Annotated in this window: 17 protein-coding genes, 7 tRNA genes and 1 other annotated feature; all 24 genes read left to right on the top strand. The window is 32.8% G+C overall.

The genetic code is table 11. The features are described from left to right. Positions 1-580: 580 nt before the first annotated feature. On the top strand, positions 581-1927 hold the full coding sequence (gene rimO, locus PHQ99_03960; GenBank protein MDD4288727.1) for a 30S ribosomal protein S12 methylthiotransferase RimO: 1347 nt from the start codon (positions 581-583) through the stop codon (positions 1925-1927). Between the two features lie 64 nt (positions 1928-1991). Further along, a complete protein-coding gene (locus PHQ99_03965) occupies positions 1992-3113 on the top strand; it encodes a Xaa-Pro peptidase family protein (GenBank protein ID MDD4288728.1) in 1122 nt (373 codons plus the stop codon). A 69-nt stretch (positions 3114-3182) separates the two neighbouring features. Beyond that, entirely contained in the window at positions 3183-4415 is a 1233-nt protein-coding gene (locus PHQ99_03970; GenBank protein MDD4288729.1) for a serine hydroxymethyltransferase, read from the top strand. A gap of 124 nt (positions 4416-4539) precedes the next feature. Further along, the gene (gene efp / locus PHQ99_03975) at positions 4540-5100 is read left to right on the top strand and encodes an elongation factor P (GenBank protein MDD4288730.1); all 561 of its coding nucleotides are present in this window, start codon (positions 4540-4542) and stop codon (positions 5098-5100) included. A 6-nt stretch (positions 5101-5106) separates the two neighbouring features. Continuing rightward, positions 5107-5535, top strand: a complete 429-nt coding sequence (locus PHQ99_03980; protein MDD4288731.1) for an Asp23/Gls24 family envelope stress response protein — start codon at positions 5107-5109, stop codon at positions 5533-5535. Between the two features lie 43 nt (positions 5536-5578). Further along, the gene (nusB, locus tag PHQ99_03985; GenBank protein MDD4288732.1) at positions 5579-6004 is read left to right on the top strand and encodes a transcription antitermination factor NusB; all 426 of its coding nucleotides are present in this window, start codon (positions 5579-5581) and stop codon (positions 6002-6004) included. Between the two features lie 39 nt (positions 6005-6043). Next, positions 6044-7279, top strand: a complete 1236-nt coding sequence (gene xseA / locus PHQ99_03990) for an exodeoxyribonuclease VII large subunit (GenBank protein ID MDD4288733.1) — start codon at positions 6044-6046, stop codon at positions 7277-7279. After that, positions 7272-7541, top strand: coding sequence for an exodeoxyribonuclease VII small subunit (locus PHQ99_03995; protein ID MDD4288734.1), 270 nt, complete (start codon positions 7272-7274; stop codon positions 7539-7541). The genes xseA and PHQ99_03995 overlap by 8 nt, the downstream gene beginning before the upstream one ends. Next, a complete protein-coding gene (locus PHQ99_04000; GenBank protein MDD4288735.1) occupies positions 7522-8403 on the top strand; it encodes a polyprenyl synthetase family protein in 882 nt (293 codons plus the stop codon). Before PHQ99_03995 ends, PHQ99_04000 begins: the two co-directional genes overlap by 20 nt. A gap of 129 nt (positions 8404-8532) precedes the next feature. Then, the gene (gene rph, locus PHQ99_04005; protein MDD4288736.1) at positions 8533-9255 is read left to right on the top strand and encodes a ribonuclease PH; all 723 of its coding nucleotides are present in this window, start codon (positions 8533-8535) and stop codon (positions 9253-9255) included. Then, entirely contained in the window at positions 9252-9845 is a 594-nt protein-coding gene (gene rdgB / locus PHQ99_04010; protein MDD4288737.1) for an RdgB/HAM1 family non-canonical purine NTP pyrophosphatase, read from the top strand. The genes rph and rdgB overlap by 4 nt, the downstream gene beginning before the upstream one ends. Positions 9846-9984: 139 nt before the next feature. Then, a tRNA-Pro gene (locus PHQ99_04015) sits at positions 9985-10062 on the top strand. A gap of 3 nt (positions 10063-10065) precedes the next feature. Next, a tRNA-Gly gene (locus PHQ99_04020) sits at positions 10066-10141 on the top strand. Between the two features lie 20 nt (positions 10142-10161). Further along, positions 10162-10235 (top strand) — tRNA-Arg (locus PHQ99_04025). A 17-nt stretch (positions 10236-10252) separates the two neighbouring features. Continuing rightward, positions 10253-10330, top strand: a tRNA-His gene (locus PHQ99_04030). A gap of 6 nt (positions 10331-10336) precedes the next feature. Then, positions 10337-10410: transfer RNA gene (locus tag PHQ99_04035), tRNA-Arg, on the top strand. Between the two features lie 45 nt (positions 10411-10455). Beyond that, positions 10456-10531: transfer RNA gene (locus tag PHQ99_04040), tRNA-Lys, on the top strand. Positions 10532-10548: 17 nt separating this feature from the next. After that, a tRNA-Leu gene (locus tag PHQ99_04045) sits at positions 10549-10633 on the top strand. Between the two features lie 153 nt (positions 10634-10786). Beyond that, positions 10787-12082 carry a trigger factor gene (gene tig, locus PHQ99_04050; protein MDD4288738.1) on the top strand — a complete coding sequence of 432 codons (1296 nt, stop codon included), beginning with the start codon at positions 10787-10789 and terminating at the stop codon, positions 12080-12082. A 15-nt stretch (positions 12083-12097) separates the two neighbouring features. After that, entirely contained in the window at positions 12098-12679 is a 582-nt protein-coding gene (clpP, locus tag PHQ99_04055; GenBank protein MDD4288739.1) for an ATP-dependent Clp endopeptidase proteolytic subunit ClpP, read from the top strand. Between the two features lie 29 nt (positions 12680-12708). Next, on the top strand, positions 12709-13980 hold the full coding sequence (gene clpX / locus PHQ99_04060; GenBank protein ID MDD4288740.1) for an ATP-dependent Clp protease ATP-binding subunit ClpX: 1272 nt from the start codon (positions 12709-12711) through the stop codon (positions 13978-13980). A gap of 73 nt (positions 13981-14053) precedes the next feature. Further along, positions 14054-14267 (top strand) — a binding site (T-box leader). 75 nt (positions 14268-14342) lie between these two features. Beyond that, positions 14343-17012 (top strand): valine--tRNA ligase, encoded by a 2670-nt coding sequence (locus PHQ99_04065; protein ID MDD4288741.1) that lies wholly within the window; start codon positions 14343-14345, stop codon positions 17010-17012. Beyond that, positions 17009-18325, top strand: coding sequence for a bifunctional folylpolyglutamate synthase/dihydrofolate synthase (locus PHQ99_04070; protein ID MDD4288742.1), 1317 nt, complete (start codon positions 17009-17011; stop codon positions 18323-18325). Before PHQ99_04065 ends, PHQ99_04070 begins: the two co-directional genes overlap by 4 nt. Before the next feature lie 45 nt (positions 18326-18370). Further along, the coding region (locus PHQ99_04075) for a helix-hairpin-helix domain-containing protein (GenBank protein MDD4288743.1) at positions 18371-18914 on the top strand (544 nt) is incomplete at its 3' end.

The raw sequence follows: 18914 nt of genomic DNA on the forward strand, positions 1-18914 counted from the left end.
AATAACTATGATTTATATAATTTTGCTGCGATTAATACTGTTTCAAATGGTGGACAGGTTTATGTATTGGATGAAGATAAAATGCCTGATAGTGAAGATGTTGTAGCTATATATAGATTTTAAAAACATACTTGAGTAGAAATGTAAGTAAGTTATCAGTTATTAGTTTACAGTTTTTTGTTTAAATAAAATATTTTAAAATAACCATGATATTGTCATATGAAAATTCATTTCATTTTATAAATATATAATTATAAAGATGTTGAAGTTTACAATTCAAGCAGCGGGTAAATCAATGCCTGCTGCTTGTTAATATTTAATGAGACAGAACTAACTATTTTACTTCTTCCTCACACTCTAATCCTCTACCGCCGAGGGGAAAGGGATATTTTCAAAATATATTTTTTAGTATTTTGTATTTGAATTGTTACTGAAAATTGTAAACCAATAACAAAAAACGTATTTATCTTTAACTGTAAACCGGCGACTAAAAACTGAAAACTTGTTTTCTATAGACACCAATCCTTTCAAGTGATAAAATACCCTCAGTATTCAAATAAATATATATTGGTGGTTTCTTATGCGCATTAGCATTCAATCATTAGGATGCCCAAAAAATTTTGTCGATAGCGAAGTTATCTGTGGTTATCTGTTAAAGGAAAATTTCACTCTTACCAACCAGGTCGAAAATTCAGATGCAGTGATAATAAATACCTGTAGTTTTATCCAACCCGCTGTAGAGGAATCATTAGATACTATTATGCAGGCAGCTGAGTTAAAAAAAGAAGGTAAATTAAAGTATATTATAGTTACAGGTTGTCTGCCCCAAAGATATGAAAAATCTGAACTTATTGAAACTCTTCCTGAGGTTGATGTCTTTATCGGAGTAGATGAGATTAGCAGGGTAGGTGATATAGTTAAAAATCTTGTTAGGAATAGAGTTCTTTATGAAGTAAATAAACAGCCATGTAATATTTATAATGAAAAATCACCACGCTTTCTGCTGTCCCCAAAACATTATGCTTACCTGAAAATAGCTGAGGGCTGTAATAATGGCTGCACATACTGTTTAATACCACGCATAAAAGGGCGATATAGGAGCCGCACTGTTGAGTCGATAATTTCTGAAACAAAGAATTTAATTGATTGCTATCCCCTGAAGGAGATAATATTAATTGCCGAGGATACAACTTTTTACGGAATGGATAAATATGGTAAATATATGTTGTCTTATCTATTGCAGGAGATGGCAAAATTGCTCCAGAAAAAAGATATTAAAATAAGATTGCTTTACACTCATCCTGCACATTATGATGATAGATTAATTGAAATTGTATCAAAAAACCCTGTAATATGTCCCTATCTCGATATACCACTACAGCATATCAGTGATAATATTTTAAAAAGAATGAACCGTAAAATTTCCAAAATTGATATTCTCAAGCTCATTGAAAAATTAAGAGATAAAATTCCTGATTTAGTAATCAGGACAACTTTGATTGTTGGTTTCCCTGGTGAAACAGAAGAGGATTTTCAGCAGTTATACGATTTTATAGAAAAATATCATTTTGAAAGAGTTGGTACTTTTTCTTATCATAATGAGGAAGAGTGTGCTGCCAATAAATTATCAGGACATATTTCAAAAAAAATTAAAAAATTACGATTAGAAAAATTAATGAGCTTACAACAAAAAATATCCTTAGAATTAAATTCCTCTAAGATAGGTAAGGAAAAGCGAGTATTAATTGATGAGGTATCACAGGAGAATGACAAAGTATTAATAGGTCGTTCCTGCAGTGAAGCACCTGAAATTGATGGCCATATTAATGTATCTGGTGGAAATTATTCAGATATTGGTAAATGGATAGATGTAAAAATTACCAAAGCTTATCCCTATAATTTAGATAGTGAAAAGATTTGCAAATAATCATCAATAATCTGTATAATTGAGTATTGCTAATTATGTTAAAAGAAAAGAAAGGATTTGTACATTGATAAAAGATAGACAAAATAAACTTTGGCAGGAAATCAATAGAACCAGAAATGATATATCTGCTTTTCTGATTACGAATCCAAAAAATATTTATTATATATCCGGATTTACCGGTGAAGGTATACTTATATCTTCACCTGACAAGAATTTTCTAATTACTGACAGCCGTTATACAGAACAGGCAAATGAGCAGGTATCTAATTGCCAAATCATCATTCAGGATATGTTAAAGACTGATGCACAAACAGAGATGCTTTGCAATGTAATTGGAGAACTAAAAATTAATGGACTCGGTTTTGAAGCTGAATCGCTTTCTGTTGATAAATATCTGAAATATCAATCCCGTTTACCTCACTTAAAACTTTATCCCCTCCATGCTGTAATTGAAAAATTACGTATTATAAAAGATGATTATGAAATTGAGCTGTTAAAAAAATCTGCTCATATTGCAACAAGTTCTTTCCTAAATACCATCTCTTTAATAAAGCATGGTATTTCTGAACTTACTATCGCAGCTCAACTGAATTATAATATGCAAAAAAATGGTGCTAAAAAAGAAGCATTTGATATAATAGTTACTTCGGGTGAGAGGGGATTACTTATACATGGAGAACCTTCAGTCAAAAGAATAACAAAAGAAGAATTAATTATTATAGATTTTGGTTGTATTTTTAAAATGTATAATTCGGATTGCACCCGCTCTCTTTTATTAGGAGAACCAAACAGTGAACAGAAAAAGATATTTGAGATAATTAAGAATGTTCAAATTGCCACATTACAGCAGGTAAGAGCTGGTAAAAGTTGTTACGAATTGGATGATTTTGCAAGAAAAAATATTAGCAAAAGCGGTTATGGTGACTATTTTCTGCATTCATTGGGTCACGGGATTGGGCTTGATGTGCACGAACTTCCCCGACTGAGTCAAAATGACCAAAACATTCTGCAACCGGGTATGGTTGTAACGATTGAACCGGGAATTTACGTACCGGGCATTGGTGGAGTTCGCATAGAAGATACTGTAATAGTAACCGAAAATGGTTGTGAAGTAATTACATTATTACCAAAAGAATTATCTGTATATAATTACCAGGATAATGATATTGATGATATTGTCATTTAAAAATATTTTTATGATTTATTCATTGACAAAATAATAACATAATTATGATTTGGTGTAATAAAAGGAGGAATTGAATTGAACTTAAATAAAACCGATGAGGAAATATACCAGCTTATTCAAAAAGAAGAAAAAAGACAGAAAAGTACAATAGAGCTTATTGCATCTGAAAATTTTGTAAGTGACGCTGTTTTGGAAGCACAAGGCTCTGTTTTAACAAATAAATATGCTGAAGGTTACCCTGGGAATAAATATTACGGTGGATGCCAATTTATAGATGAAGTAGAAAAACTTGCAATAAAACGGGCAGAAAAGCTTTTTTCAGCTGAACATGCCAATGTCCAACCACATTCCGGATCTCAGGCAAATATGGCAGTTTATTTCAGCGTATTAAAGCCAGGAGATACCATTTTATCAATGAATTTAGCACATGGTGGGCATTTAACTCATGGCAGTCCGGTTAATTTTTCTGGAAAACTTTACAATATTATTCCTTATGGGGTAGACAAAGAAACAGGGCGGATTGATTATAATCAGGTTCGGGATTTGGCCTTAGCAAATAACCCAAAAATGATTGTAGCAGGAGCAAGTGCTTATCCAAGAGAAATTGAATTTGATAAATTTAGAGAGGTTGCTGATGAAGTTGGTGCTTACCTGATTGCAGATATTGCTCATATTGCCGGGTTAGTAGTTACAGGTGAACATATCAGCCCAATTCCTTATTGCCATTTTGTCACTACTACAACTCATAAGACTTTACGTGGTCCCAGAGGTGGTCTAATTCTTTGTCAGGAAGATCTTGCTAAACAGGTAGATAAAAGTATTTTTCCTGGTATTCAGGGTGGTCCATTAATGCATGTGATTGCTGCCAAGGCTGTATGTTTTAAAGAAGCTATGCAAGACGATTTTAAATCATATCAAAAACAAATAAAGAAAAATGCCATTACACTGGCTCAAAAAATGATGGAAATGGATTATAAATTAGTGTCTGACGGTACTGATAATCATCTTATGCTAATTGATTTAAGAAACAAGGGAATAACCGGAAAACAGGCAGAGAAGGCTCTGGAAAACTCAGGTATCACTGTAAATAAGAACTCTGTACCTTTTGATACACAGCCACCTATGGTTACCAGTGGAATTCGAATTGGAACCCCTGCAATGACTACCAGAGGCATGAAAGAAGAAGAAATGATAATTATTGCAGAATTGATTGACCGTGTTCTGAGCAATATAAATGATGAAACTACTAAAAATAAAGTATCAGAAGAAGTAAAACAGTTATGTAAAAAATTTGTCAACTAAATAAATATATTTATAGTATATTTATTAAAAGACAGAATATTTCTGAATAAATAAAAAAAATAACAACTAATAAAAAAATGAATTTGTAAAATATATTTATTTTACAATCGAAGGAGGAATTATATTGATTTCTACAAGTGATTTCAAGAATGGAATAAGTATAGAAATTGATGGGGACATATATACTATTATCGAATTCCAACATGTAAAGCCGGGTAAAGGCGGTGCATTTGTAAGGACAAAATTAAAAAATTTACAAACGGGAGCTGTTCTTGACAAAACATTCCGTGCCGGTGAAAAATTCGAACAGGCAATAATCGATCGTAAAGATATGCAATATATTTATAATGATGGACACAATTATTATTTTATGGATAAAGATAGCTATGAGCAGATTCCTATAGTCGCTGAACAAATAGGTGATGCTACAGATTTGTTAAAGGAAGGAAATGAGGCACAAGTCACTTTTTGGCAAAATAAAGTTATGGGTATTGAACTTCCTGGAAGTATAGCATTAGAAGTTATTAAAACTATTCCCGGGGCTAAAGGCAATACTGTTTCCGGGGCATTAAAACCTGCAACTCTTGAAACAGGTGCTGAAGTGCAGGTTCCCCTTTTTATTAAAGAAGGTGATATTATAAAAGTTAACACCAAGGACAAAAAATACCAGGAAAGGGTTCAGTAAGATTTTATGGAATATGTGACCATAAATAACGAAAAAGGTAATATTAATGTTTCAAGATCAGCCATCGAAACACTTTCGCAGCTTATTTTGCTAGAGACAAAAAGGATTATCAAGCCCAAAGATACTACTTTAAATCAATTTTACAAAAAATATTATAAGAAAAACCCTGATGAAAGCGCTGGAATTGTTCAAGATATCAAGATTGAAATTAAACCCAAAATTGTGATAATAAACCTTTTTTTAGTAATTAATTATGGTATTAGAATACCCGATTTAACCTGGGAGATTCAGGCAAAAATAAAAGAGAAATTTAAAGAAATAACAGGTTTAGAAGTTAATATAATTAACATTCATATAAATGGTATTCATGATACTGGAAAATTTGGAAATAAAGATAAATTAGCAATTCCTGAAATGTTCGTAAAAATATTCTAAAAAGAAAAAATTATTTTAGTTAGAGAAATAAATTGGGGAGAACATGGGAAACAGAAGAATTTCAAGAGAAATAGCATTAAAAATACTTTTCCAAATAGATTTAGTTCATTGTAATGTTGATGAAGCTAGCAGCTATGCATTTCAAATAGATGAAGTTATGCAGTTTAATAATCCAGATTTAGTAATCGAATTTTCTCTACAATTAGTAAAAGGAGTTCTCAGTAATCTTGATAATATAGATCCTTTAATAAAAAAACATGCTAACCATTGGTCTTTAGAAAGAATGGCAAACATTGATAGAAATATTTTGAGAATAGCTATATACGAAATTGTTTTTATTGAAAATATACCAAAAAGTGTATCTATAAATGAAGCAGTTGAATTAGCAAAAAAATATAGCACAGAGAGTTCTTTTGGATTTGTTAATGGAGTTCTTGGAAAGATTGACAAGAACTGCCTGAAATATTGATAGTTTTTAGAATATTAAATAATTCAGACCAGGTATTATATGTCTTCAAACCAATTTAATAATAAAAAAGTGTATTCTGTCTCTAATATAACCAGTCATATACAACAACTGTTTAAATCAGATCCTCTTTTACAAAATGTAACAATTGTTGGTGAATTAAGTAATTTTAAATATCATTCTTCAGGGCATATGTATTTTGTTCTGAAAGATGATAAAAGCCAGATAAAATGCGTTATGTTTAGAGGAAGCAACCTTGGTTTGAGCTTTAATCCATGTGATGGCATGGGAGTTAGGGCAACGGGTGATATTAGGGTCTATGAAAAAAGAGGAGAATATCAGTTTTATGTAATGCAAATGGTTGAAGTGGGCAAAGGAGCATTATTTGCTGCATTTGAGCAGTTAAAATTAAAATTGAAAGCTGAAGGATTGTTCAGACAGGATATAAAAAAAACTTTACCAAAAATTCCCAGAAAGATAGCTGTAATAACTTCCCCCACAGGAGCAGCAATAAGAGATATTATATCTGTTACACTGAGAAGGTTTCCGAATATACATATAATAGTGGTACCCGCTCAGGTTCAGGGAAATGAAGCTGCATCCCAAATATCTGACAATATAAAGTTTCTGAATAAGGTACTTCCAAACCTCGATTTTATTATAATAGGTAGAGGAGGGGGATCAATAGAAGAATTATGGGCATTTAATGAAGAGATACTTGCAAGAGAAATATACCATTCTACAATACCCATAGTATCGGCTGTGGGGCATGAAACTGATTTTACAATTTCTGATTTTGTAGCAGATCTTAGAGCACCCACTCCGTCCGGAGCTGCCGAAATGACAATTCCTGATATGGAAAGTCTGGTAATGAATGTTAGTTTAGTAAGAAGTAAACTTAATCGCATGGTAAAGTATATATTGGAATTAAAAGAGCAAAAATATTTTACTGTTTTTGAAAGCTTGAGATATCAAAACCCAAAAAGTAAAATAATGCAACATACCCAGACATTAGATGATTTAATTACACGATTAAATCTAAATATGAAACATATTATTAATATTAACGAAAATATATTAAATAAATATAGAGAAAAAATTATTACCCTAAGCCCCAAAGGTGTATTGAAAAGGGGTTACAGCATTTGTTTTAAAATCCCTGAAAGAACCATTATAAAAAAGACAAAACAGATTAAAAAAAATGACAATATAGATGTTATGGTTAGTGATGGTATTATTTCTGCAAATGTTACAGAAAGGAGGAGTGTAAATGAGTGAAAAGAAGAAAAAAGATAATGAAATATCTTTTGAAGATTCTCTCAAAAAATTGGAAGAAATAGTTGAAGAGTTGGAGAAAGGTGAATTAAGCCTGGATGAAGCCTTAAAGTTATACGAGGAAGGAATGGAATTTTCTGATAAATGCATGGCAAGATTAAATGAGTCCAAGCAAAAAGTCGAAAAATTAACCAGAGAAGAGAATAATAAATACAAGACTGAGCCTTTTTCACTGCAGAACAAAGATGAGGATGTTAATTTTTGATATGGAATTAAAATCCTTCATGGAAGAAAAGAAAATAATATTGGATGATTATTTGAAAAAAGAGCTGCCTACTGATAATCAGGACCCTTCAATAATACATAAATCAATTAGGTATAGTGTTTTAAATGGGGGTAAGAGAGTACGCCCAATACTTACAATGATGGTTGCCGAATTATTAAATGGTGATTACAAAAAAGTATTACCAGCCGCCGCAGGAATTGAACTGATCCACACGTTTTCATTGGTACATGATGATTTACCTTGTATGGACAATGATGATTATCGCAGGGGAAAATTAACTAACCATAAAGTCTTCGGTGAGGCAATGGCAGTGCTTACCGGTGATGCTCTGTTGGTTATGGGCATGGATTTTATTTGCCGTAATGCTCAAGTAGAAGGAATTAGAAAAGATTCTGTACTGAAAGTGATAAATAATATATGTGAACTTCTTGGAACTCAAAAAATGTTAGGTGGCCAGGTCGATGATATAAGCTGGGCCAATAATAAAGGTGATGGCAGTTTTGTAGAAAGCATTTATCTGCGAAAAACATCAGCTCTAATCTGTGCAGCTTTAAAAACAGGCGCTTTTTTATTTGAAGCAACTGATGAACAGATAGAAGCTTTGAACAAGTACGGTGAGAATATTGGGTTGGCTTTTCAAATTACCGATGATCTACTTGATTTACAGGAAGATAATAAAATTGAAAGCAAACCTACTTACCCTGGGATATACGGTGTTCAAAAATCAAAAATTGCAGCACAAAAGTATTGCAGTGAGGCCAAAAAAAGCCTTTCAATTTTTGGAGAAAAAGCAAATCTATTTTATGAATTTGCTGATTCAATCGTGTATCGGAAAAAATAAATATTTTAATATTTACCAGACTGAAAATTAGGCTTTATCAAATAATTGTTATGATTAACTATACAATGTTAATATATTATAAAAATGAGTAATTAATTGAACCAATCGAAAGAGTTAACGGGAGGGAACATGCTAAGATCTTTTAACCGTAGATATGACGAGATTAGACCTATTACAATAACCCGTAATTATGTAAAGTATTCTGAGGGATCAGTTTTTATTGAAATGGGTGATAATAAAGTAATATGCACAGCAAGCGTTGAGGAAAAAGTGCCTCTTTTTTTAAGAGGAACTCAGCAAGGATGGATTACAGCTGAATATGCAATGATACCGAGAGCCAATCAGTTTCGCAATATAAGAGATTCAGTTAAAGGTAAAATAAATGGCAGGGCACAGGAAATACAGAGATTAGTGGGTCGTTCATTAAGAGCCATAACTGATCTTGAGGTGCTTGGTCCCAGAATGATTTGGATCGACTGTGATGTAATACAAGCCGATGGCGGAACCCGTACCACTTCAATTATTGGTGCTTTTATTGCTTTAATAGATGCTTTAAGATATTTAAAAGCCGAGAAAAAAATAGAAAGAATACCCATAAAGCAATTTCTTGGGGCAATAAGTGTAGGAATCGTTGAGGGCGAGATGCTTCTTGACCTTGAATATAAAGAAGATAGTAATGCACAGGTAGATATGAATGTAATTATGACTGAACGAAACGAACTAGTTGAAATACAGGGAACTGCAGAAAAAAAGCCATTTTCTAAAAGAAATATGTACCAATTAATGGAGTTAGCAGAAAACGGAATTAACCAGGTAATTGAAAAAGAAAAAGAAATAGTCGGAGAATTATGATAAAAATAGTCTTAGCTACTCATAATTCAGGGAAAGTCAGTGAAATAAAAGATTATTTTGCAGAATATCCTGTCATTATAGAATGTTTAAAAAATTATCCGGAAATATCGGAAATTGCTGAAACCGGAAAAACATTTTATGAGAATGCCTTAATCAAGGCAAAGCAGGTGACAGCAATTACTGATTTACCTTCTTTAGGTGATGATTCCGGATTAGAAGTTGATTATCTTGACGGTAAGCCAGGGATTTATTCTGCACGATGGGGTAAAGATGACAGAGAAAGAATAGACAAGATTATTAAGGCTCTCAAAAATGCCAGCCAGGAGCAGAGAAACGCACGTTTTGTATGTAATATGGCTTTTGCTACTCCTGATAATAATATTTATACAACAAAAGGAATATGTGTCGGAAGAATTTCCCTTAAACCTCAGGGGGATAGCGGTTTTGGTTATGATCCGATTTTTATCCCTGAAGGCTTTGAGCAGACATTTGCTCAGCTGGGAGAAAAAATAAAAAGTAAAATAAGCCACAGGGCTATAGCATTAAATAAAATTATTAAAATTATTCTGAAACTTTATAAACTTCAATAAAATATAATTTTTTTATTATAACTGTTTATTTTATGAGTACTTTTATTTATAATAGAATTAATTGTTTTAAAAAAACATTGAAATGATATATAGAAGTTTGTTGACTTATCTAAAGATATACTATATAATACTTTTGTTTCGGGGTGTAGCGCAGTTTGGCTAGCGCACCTGCTTTGGGAGCAGGGGGCCGGAGGTTCAAATCCTCTCACCCCGACCATGAGCGGGAATAGCTCAGTTGGTAGAGCACTAGCCTTCCAAGCTGGTTGTCGCGGGTTCGAGACCCGTTTCCCGCTCCAGTTTATGATTATTGATGCCTGCGCCTGTAGCTCAATAGGATAGAGCAACGGACTTCTAATCCGTAGGCTGGGGGTTCGACTCCCTCCGGGCGCGCCTTGATAGAAAACATGGTGGGCGTAGCTCAGTCCGGTTAGAGCCCTGGATTGTGGCTCCAGTGGTCATGGGTTCAAATCCCATCGCTCACCCCATTTTGAGCGCTCGTAGCTCAACTGGACAGAGCTGTGGACTTCGGATCCAAGGGCTGGGGGTTCGACTCCCTCCGAGCGCGCCTTGAATGTGAAATAGAAATATGAATAAAAATTAAATAATCAGTGGGCCGTTAGCTCAGTAGGTAGAGCACCTGACTTTTAATCAGGGTGTCACAGGTTCGATACCTGTACGGCCCACCATTTTATATAAAATACCAGCGAGGGTGGTGGAATTGGTAGACACGCTGGATTTAGGATCCAGTGGGTAACTCCATGCGGGTTCGAGTCCCGCCTCTCGCACCAATATTGAAAAATAATTTGAAAAATATATTAATAAATAAACAAATATACTTTATAAATAAAACGACTTAAATAAATATTTAAATTAACACAATTACCGCAAAAAATTTTTGCGGTTTTATTATGATTGAGCAAATATATCTGGAGGTAGAGTAAATGACTCAGATTGAAAAAGGAAAAAAAGAGAATAATAAAGTAGAAATTACTGTAACTGTTGAAATTGAAAAGGTTCAACATGAATTTAATAATACCTATCGCGAACTTTCCCAAAAAGTTAAGATACCCGGTTTCCGAACAGGACGTATACCAATCAATATTTTGGAAATGAACTTGGGCAAAGAATATATTGACCAGCAAGTAGCCGAGAAACTTATTAAAGACAGTTATAATGAAGCAATCGATAAAAGTGAACTGGACCCTATTGATGTTCCAAAAATAGATTTGGTACAAACAGATAAAGAGAAACCTTTTATTTACAAAATGATTTTAGAGGTAAAACCAGAATTTGAAATACCGAAACTTGATGATATCACGGTAGAAAAAACAATACCAAAAATCACTGAGGAAGATATAAACAGCGATTTAGAAAAAATAAGAGAAAGTCACGGTAAACTAAAGGATGTTTCCGATAGAGAATCAAAAATAGGTGATTTTTTAATTGCAGACTTTGAAACTTTTGTTGATAACAATCCGGTTAAAGATGGCAAAAAAGAAAAACAGATGATTCAATTAGGGGAGAATACACCACCTGAATTTAATAATAATTTAGTTGGCTTAAAACCTGGCGATGAAAAAGATGTAGTAGTAAAAGCACCTGAAGATATAAGTGATAAGAAGATAGCAGGGAAAGAGATTACTTATAAAATAAAAGTTTCAGATATAAAAGAAAAAGAACTTCCTCCTTTGGATGATGATTTTGCAAAAAGTGCCGGCGAATATAAAAACCTGGATGAATTAAAACAACATATTAAAAAACAGCTTGAGGAACGGGCAAAATACCAGGCAGAGAATGAGTTTAATGATAATTTAATGGAAAAAGTTGCAGAAAAAACTAATATTGAAGTGCCTGAAGTCTTAATTGATAAACAAGTAGAAAGAATGTTAAATAATCTGAAAGAAGATTTAAAAAATAGAAATATGACCTTGGAAGATTATTACAAAATAATTAAAGCTGACGAGGAAAAGGTAAAAAAAGAATATAAGGTTATAGCAGAAAAACAGGTAAAAAAAGAATTGATTATTGACAAAATAATCGAAGATGATAAAATATCTGCTACTGAGGAAGACATAAATAAAAAAATTGAAGAAATTGCCGAAAGCACTAATCAAAAAACATTAAAAGTTAGAGCAATGTTTGAAAAAAACAATACTATGGATAATTTAAAAGAACAGATAAAAATCGAGAAAGTAATTGAAAAATTATCCATGCAAGTTAAAATTGAAGAAAAATAAAGGGGGATTTCTATTATGAATTTAGTACCAATTGTTGTGGAAAAAACACCTCAAGGTGAAAGATCCTATGATATATATTCACGTCTGTTAAAGGAGAGAATTATCTTTTTGGGAACAGAAATAGATGATCAGGCTGCAAATATCATTATTGCTCAGTTACTGTTTCTGGAAGCAAATGAGCCTGAAAAGGACATTTTTATATATATAAACAGTCCAGGTGGGTCAGTAAGCTCAACAATTGCAATTTATGACACTATTCAGTACATTAAATCTGACGTATCTACTATATGCATCGGAATGGCTGCAAGCGGAGCTGCATTAATATTAGCATCAGGGACAAAAGGGAAACGTTCTTCTTTACCCAATTCCAGAATTATGATTCATCAGCCATTAGGAGGAGCGCAAGGTCAGGTTTCAGATATTGAGATACAGACTAAAGAATTGTTGAGAATAAAGAAAAAAATCAACGAAATATTAACTTACCATACTAACCAGCCTTTAGAAAGAATTGAAAGGGATACAGATAGGGATTTCTATATGACAGGTGAAGAGGCAAAAGAATATGGAATAGTTGATGAAGTAATAAAAAAGCGTTAATAGCTATTAAAAAGATTGAGGTGTTTTAGATGAAATGTTCATTTTGCGGTAAAGACCAAAGTGAAGTTAAAAAAATAATATCAGGTCCTGATGGGGTCAATATCTGCAGTGAATGTATTCAAGTTTGCAGTTATATCCTGAAAGACGATAAAAAGAAGAAAAATAAGGAAACTATTTCTTTTAATAATATACCTGTTCCCGAGGAAATAAAAACATTTTTAGATCAATACATAATAGGACAGGACAGAGCTAAAAAGATATTATCCGTAGCAGTTTATAATCATTTTCTAAGAATAAAAAACAATCTATCAAAGACTGAGGATACAAAAAATAATGGTAAATTAGATGATTTTGTAGAAATGGAAAAAAGTAATATTCTATTACTCGGTCCAAGTGGATGCGGAAAAACTCTTTTAGCTAAGACATTAGCAAAAAAATTAGAAGTACCATTTGCAATTGCAGATGCCACTACTTTAACTGAAGCTGGTTATGTCGGTGATGATGTGGAAAATGTCCTTTTAAAGCTATACCATGCCGCAGATGAGGATATTGATAAAGCTCAAATGGGAATAATATATATTGACGAAATAGATAAGATTGCACGTAAATCAGAAAATCCTTCTATTACAAGGGATGTCTCAGGTGAAGGAGTACAACAGGCATTATTAAAGATTGTTGAAGGAACTATGGCTTCAATGCCGATGCAGGGTGGCAGAAAGCATCCACACCAAAAAAATATTGAAATTGATACTTCTCAAATACTTTTTATCTGCGGTGGTTCATTTGAAGGATTAGAGAATATAATAAAAAATCGTGTTCAAACACATCATATCGGTTTTAATGCTGATATATATAGAGAGAATAACAATGGTACTGCAATCCTTCAACGTGTTTTACCGGAAGATTTGATCAGATTTGGATTGATTCCGGAACTTGTGGGTCGTTTGACAATTATTTCAACAATTGACAATCTGGATAAAGATGCCCTTGTTGATATTTTAACAAAACCAAAAAATGCAGTAACACTTCAGTACCAGCAAATGCTAAAAAATCAAGGTGTCGAATTGAAATTTACTCGACCTGCTTTAGAGGCTGTTGCTGAAAAAGCATTAAAAAGAAATACTGGTGCGCGTGGTTTAAGGTCAATTATAGAGGAATCAATGCTGGAAATAATGTATCAGATACCATCGTTAAAAAATGTAAAAGGATGTACGATTACAAAAAAGGTAATTGAGAATAATGAGACACCATTGCTGATTGATGAGAATAACAATGAAAAGAAGGAAAGAGAGACGGCCTGATTTGATATTAATTATAATCAGAGCAATTCTTGACATCTTTTAATAATCATTGTAACATAGCAAAAAGTAATAAAAACAGGCTATGAAGGGATTAAGTAAATATTGCTTTAGAAAGCCACAATATTGAATGTCCTCCCTGAGCCTTATTTCTGAAATACTGTAGTAAGTTTTATCGGTTGAACCGTTAACACTATATTAAGTGCCTGCCTTCTTTTTTTAAAATACTATTGAGTAATAGTAATAAGGCAGGAATTAAGGTGGTACCACGAACCCTTTTCGTCCTTAAAAGGATGAAAAGGGTTTTTTTATGAGTAATTATAATCTAAATTTTAGATAAAATGGAATATACAGGAGATTACATAATGGAAGAAAAAAAAGAAAATAAATTAGAATCTGTTTATAATCCAAAAATTGTTGAGGATCAATGGTATAAGTTTTGGATGGAAAATGATATATTCACTACAAAAAACAATATTGGCAAGAAAAATAATTATTCAATTGTTATGCCACCTCCAAACATAACAGGTTCCTTGCATATTGGGCATGCTTTGAATAACACATTACAGGATATTGTAATCAGATGGAAAAGAATGCAGGATTATAATGTGTTGTGGCTTCCTGGAACTGATCATGCAGGTATCGCTACACAAAATGTTGTTGAGAGAGAGATAGCAAAAGAAGGAAAAACAAGATATGACATTGGCAGAGAAGAATTCACAAAAAGAGCCTGGCAATGGCGTGAAAAATATGGCTCTAATATTTTAAATCAGTTAAAAAAGATGGGATGTTCCTGTGATTGGTCCCGTTTGCGTTTTACTCTTGATGAAGGGCTGTCTAAGGCAGTAAGAAAAGTTTTTATCACTTTGTATGAGGAAGAATTAATATATCGATCAAATTATGTTATTAACTGGTGTCCACGTTGTCAAACTGCTTTGGCGGATATAGAGGTAGAGCAGAGAGAAGAAAATTCTAAATTATATTATATAGCATACCCCCTCAAGGACTCAGTCGAAGAAAAGATAATAGTAGCTACTACACGCCCTGAGACAATGCTCGGAGATACAGCAATTGCGGTAAATCCTCATGATAAGCGTTATAAAAAGTATGTTGGGAAGGTAGCCATATTGCCCTTAGTTGGAAGAGAATTGCCTATCGTTGCAGATGATTATGTAGACACTGAATTTGGTACAGGTGCTGTGAAAATTACCCCTGCCCATGATTTAAATGACTTTGAACTGGGACAAAGACACAATCTTGAACAAATTAATATTTTAAACGATGATGGCTCAACCAATAAAAACACTGGTAAATATATTGATATGAGTGTTATGGAATGTAGAAAAAAAATAGTTAAAGACCTTGAAGAAAATGGATATTTACAAAAAATCGAAAGTTACAGACATTCAATTGGACACTGTTACAGGTGTGATACAGTTATTGAACCATACCTTTCAAAACAATGGTTTGTAAAGATTAAAGATTTAGCAAAACCTGCAATTGATGCTGTAGAGAATAATAAAACGGCTTTTATTCCTAAAAGATGGTCAAAGGTTTATTTTGAATGGATGTATAATATCAGAGATTGGTGCATATCCAGACAACTGTGGTGGGGCCATCGTATACCTGTATGGTATTGTCAGGATTGTGGAGAAATGATAGTACAAATGGAAGATCCCACTGAATGTACAAAATGTAATAGCAAAAACGTTATACAGGATAAAGATGTACTTGATACATGGTTTAGTTCTGCACTCTGGCCGTTTTCTACTCTTGGCTGGCCTGAAAAAACCCAGGATCTGGAAGAATTTTATCCAACTTCATTATTGGTTACAGGTTTTGATATTATATTTTTCTGGGTCGCAAGAATGATGATGATGGGTCTTAAATTTAAAAATGACATTCCTTTTGAAAAGGTTTTTATAAATCCACTGATAAAAGACATTGAAGGCAAAAAGATGAGTAAATCAAAGGGTAATGTAATCGATCCATTATTAATGATTGAACAATATGGTGCTGACGCATTACGAATGACTTTAGCTTCACTGACTATACAGGCTAATTACATACGCCTTTCAAAAGAAAAAATTGAAACTTTTAGAAACTTTACAAATAAGATTTGGAATGTAGCCCGATTCTCTTTAACTCATCTTGATAGTTTTGACCCAAAAGAAGTGAAAAAAGAAAACTTGAAATTTAGCTTATTTGATGAATGGATTCTTTATCAGCTAAACAAAACAGTCAGGAAAGTGACCGAAAGTCTTAATAACTTTAAATTTAGTGATGCTGCTATGGCTATTTATGAATTTAGCTGGAATTATTTCTGTGATTGGTATGTTGAGCTGATAAAAGAAACATTATATAGCAAAAACAATACGATAGAAAAAAGAACAACTCAATATACTCTTTGGTTTGTATTAGATAATATTTTAAGATTATTGCACCCCTTTATGCCATTTATCACTGAAGAAATATGGCAAAAAATACCACACGATGAAATAAGTATTTCTGTATCACACTGGCCTGAGTATAAAAAAGAAAAGGCCAGTATAAGCTTGGAAGAAAAGGTTTCTTCAATTCAGGATGTAATAAAAGCAATTAGAAATATTAAAGCAGAAATGAACATACCTCTTACCAGGGAGATTGATGTTTTTATCAATATTGTTAATAGCGAAAAAGAAGAGTTAATTAATCAACATCTATCTTATATTAAAAATCTTGCCCATGTTAAGTCCTTCAAGGTAGATTCCTCACTGGAAAAACCGGAATGTTCAGCTACCGGGGTTTTAGAAGATATAGAAATATTTGTACCGTTGACCGGAGTTATAGATTTAGAGGCAGAGACAAAGCGTTTAGAAAAAAAGCTGCAAAAGATTGAAAAAGACATGGTTGTTATTAATAAAAAATTGAATAATTCTGATTTTATTCAAAAGGCACCTGATAATATAATTGAGAAAGAAAGGGAAAAAATTAAAGAACTAACCGATATACGAAACAGGATTCAAAAAAATCTAAAAGCACTCAAGTCAATATGAAAAATTATGACCAATCAATCGAATATATATATGGATTAACTAAATTTGGAGTTAAATTGGGGCTTAAGAATGTAAGTTGCCTGTTAAGTCTTTTTGATAATCCACATTTAAAGACAAAAGTAATACATATTGCGGGTACAAACGGAAAAGGTTCTACTGCGGCAATGCTATTGTCCATATTAAAACATGCTGGGTTTAGAGTAGGCTTATATACTTCTCCTCATTTAATACATTTTCAGGAGCGAATGAGAATTAATGATGATCTTATAACAAAGCACGATGTTTGTTCATTATTAGATAGAATAATACCCAAAATTAATATAGTTGCCAAAACAGAAGGTTACCAGCATCCAACTTTTTTTGAAGTTATTACAACTATGGCATATCTGTATTTTTTTGAAAATAATGTTGATTTTGCAATTATGGAAGCGGGGTTGGGTGGAAGACTTGATGCCACCAATGTTTGCAAATCAATTATTTCAGTTATTACTCATATAGACTATGATCATACAGATAGATTGGGAAATACACTTTCAGAGATTGCCAATGAAAAAGGTGAGATTATTAAGAATAATTCACTTACAATTAATGCCCGGCAATATCCGGAAGCTCAAAAAATAATTGAGCATATTGCCCGGAAAAGAAGAACCAAATTATACTCAGTCGGAATTGAAATTAACTCAGATATAATTTCTTCAAATATTGATGGTAATGTCTTTCATTATTCAGGAATTTGTAATAAATATCAAAGTTTACACATACCCCTGGCAGGAAGATATCAAATAGAGAATGCCTCAATGGCTATAGGGGCTACAGAGTTGTTAAATAAAATGGGTTTCAAAATCAGAGAACAGGCAATTTATACCGGACTCCATGAAAGTAGATGGCCTGGCAGGTTTGAGATTATTCAAAGGGAACCTATGATAATTCTTGATGGTGCGCATAATCCCAATGGAGTTACAAGATTTGTTGAAGATTTAAAGAAATATTTTCCAAATAAAAAAATAATCGCTGTGTTAGGTGCTTTTAGCGATAAAGATTATTCTAATATACTTAAAATTATCGTTCCTCATGCAGACCATATAATCCTGACTATGGCAAATAACCCCAGGGCAACCCCAACTGATGTTCTTGCTCGGGAAACATTAAAGTATATTAGTAGGGAAAAAATAGTTGAAACCGTTTCAGTAGATTCCGCTATTCATAAAGCTCTTAATATGGCTAAAAAAAATGATATAGTTTGTGTTACTGGTTCTCTATACACTGTTGGAGAAGCAAAAGCATATTTTCTGGAAAAGATAAAAAGTAAATAAAACTTATTTTTCGGGAATTATTTTAAAAAAGAAGAGGCAGTTATTATGTATAACTTTTCCAAACAGCAAAAAATAATTTGCTTAATTATTATTTCAATACTATTAATAATTATTACTTGGAAATTGTATAACAAGGAAAATAGTACCATTACTATTATTCCTGGTGAAGAAAATGTTAGGGAAAATATAATAGAAGAGGAAGGTGATTTCGAGGAAGATATCTGTATTGTTCATATCGCAGGAGCAGTTAAAGAACCTGGAGTTTATAAACTGTATGAAGGCGAGAGAATAGTAGATGCAGTCAAAACAGCCGGAGGAGAGTCAGAAAAAGCAAATCTTGATGCAATTAATCTTGCTGCACACATTTATGATGGACAAAAGATATTTATACCCTTTTTTTTTGATAACAGCCACAGTAATATTGATGACGAGAAATCACTACACGAAGTGCAAAGATTTCAAGATGTCTCAACAGAAAATACACTAATTAATATTAACTCGGCGGATTCCAGTCAGCTGGCTTCCTTGCCCGGGATAGGACCTGCTTTAGCTCAAAGAATTTTAGATTATCGAAAAAACAATGGTTTTT

Source organism: Atribacterota bacterium (genome assembly GCA_028703475.1).
Taxonomy (GTDB): domain Bacteria; phylum Atribacterota; class Phoenicimicrobiia; order Phoenicimicrobiales; family Stramentimicrobiaceae; genus JAQVMU01.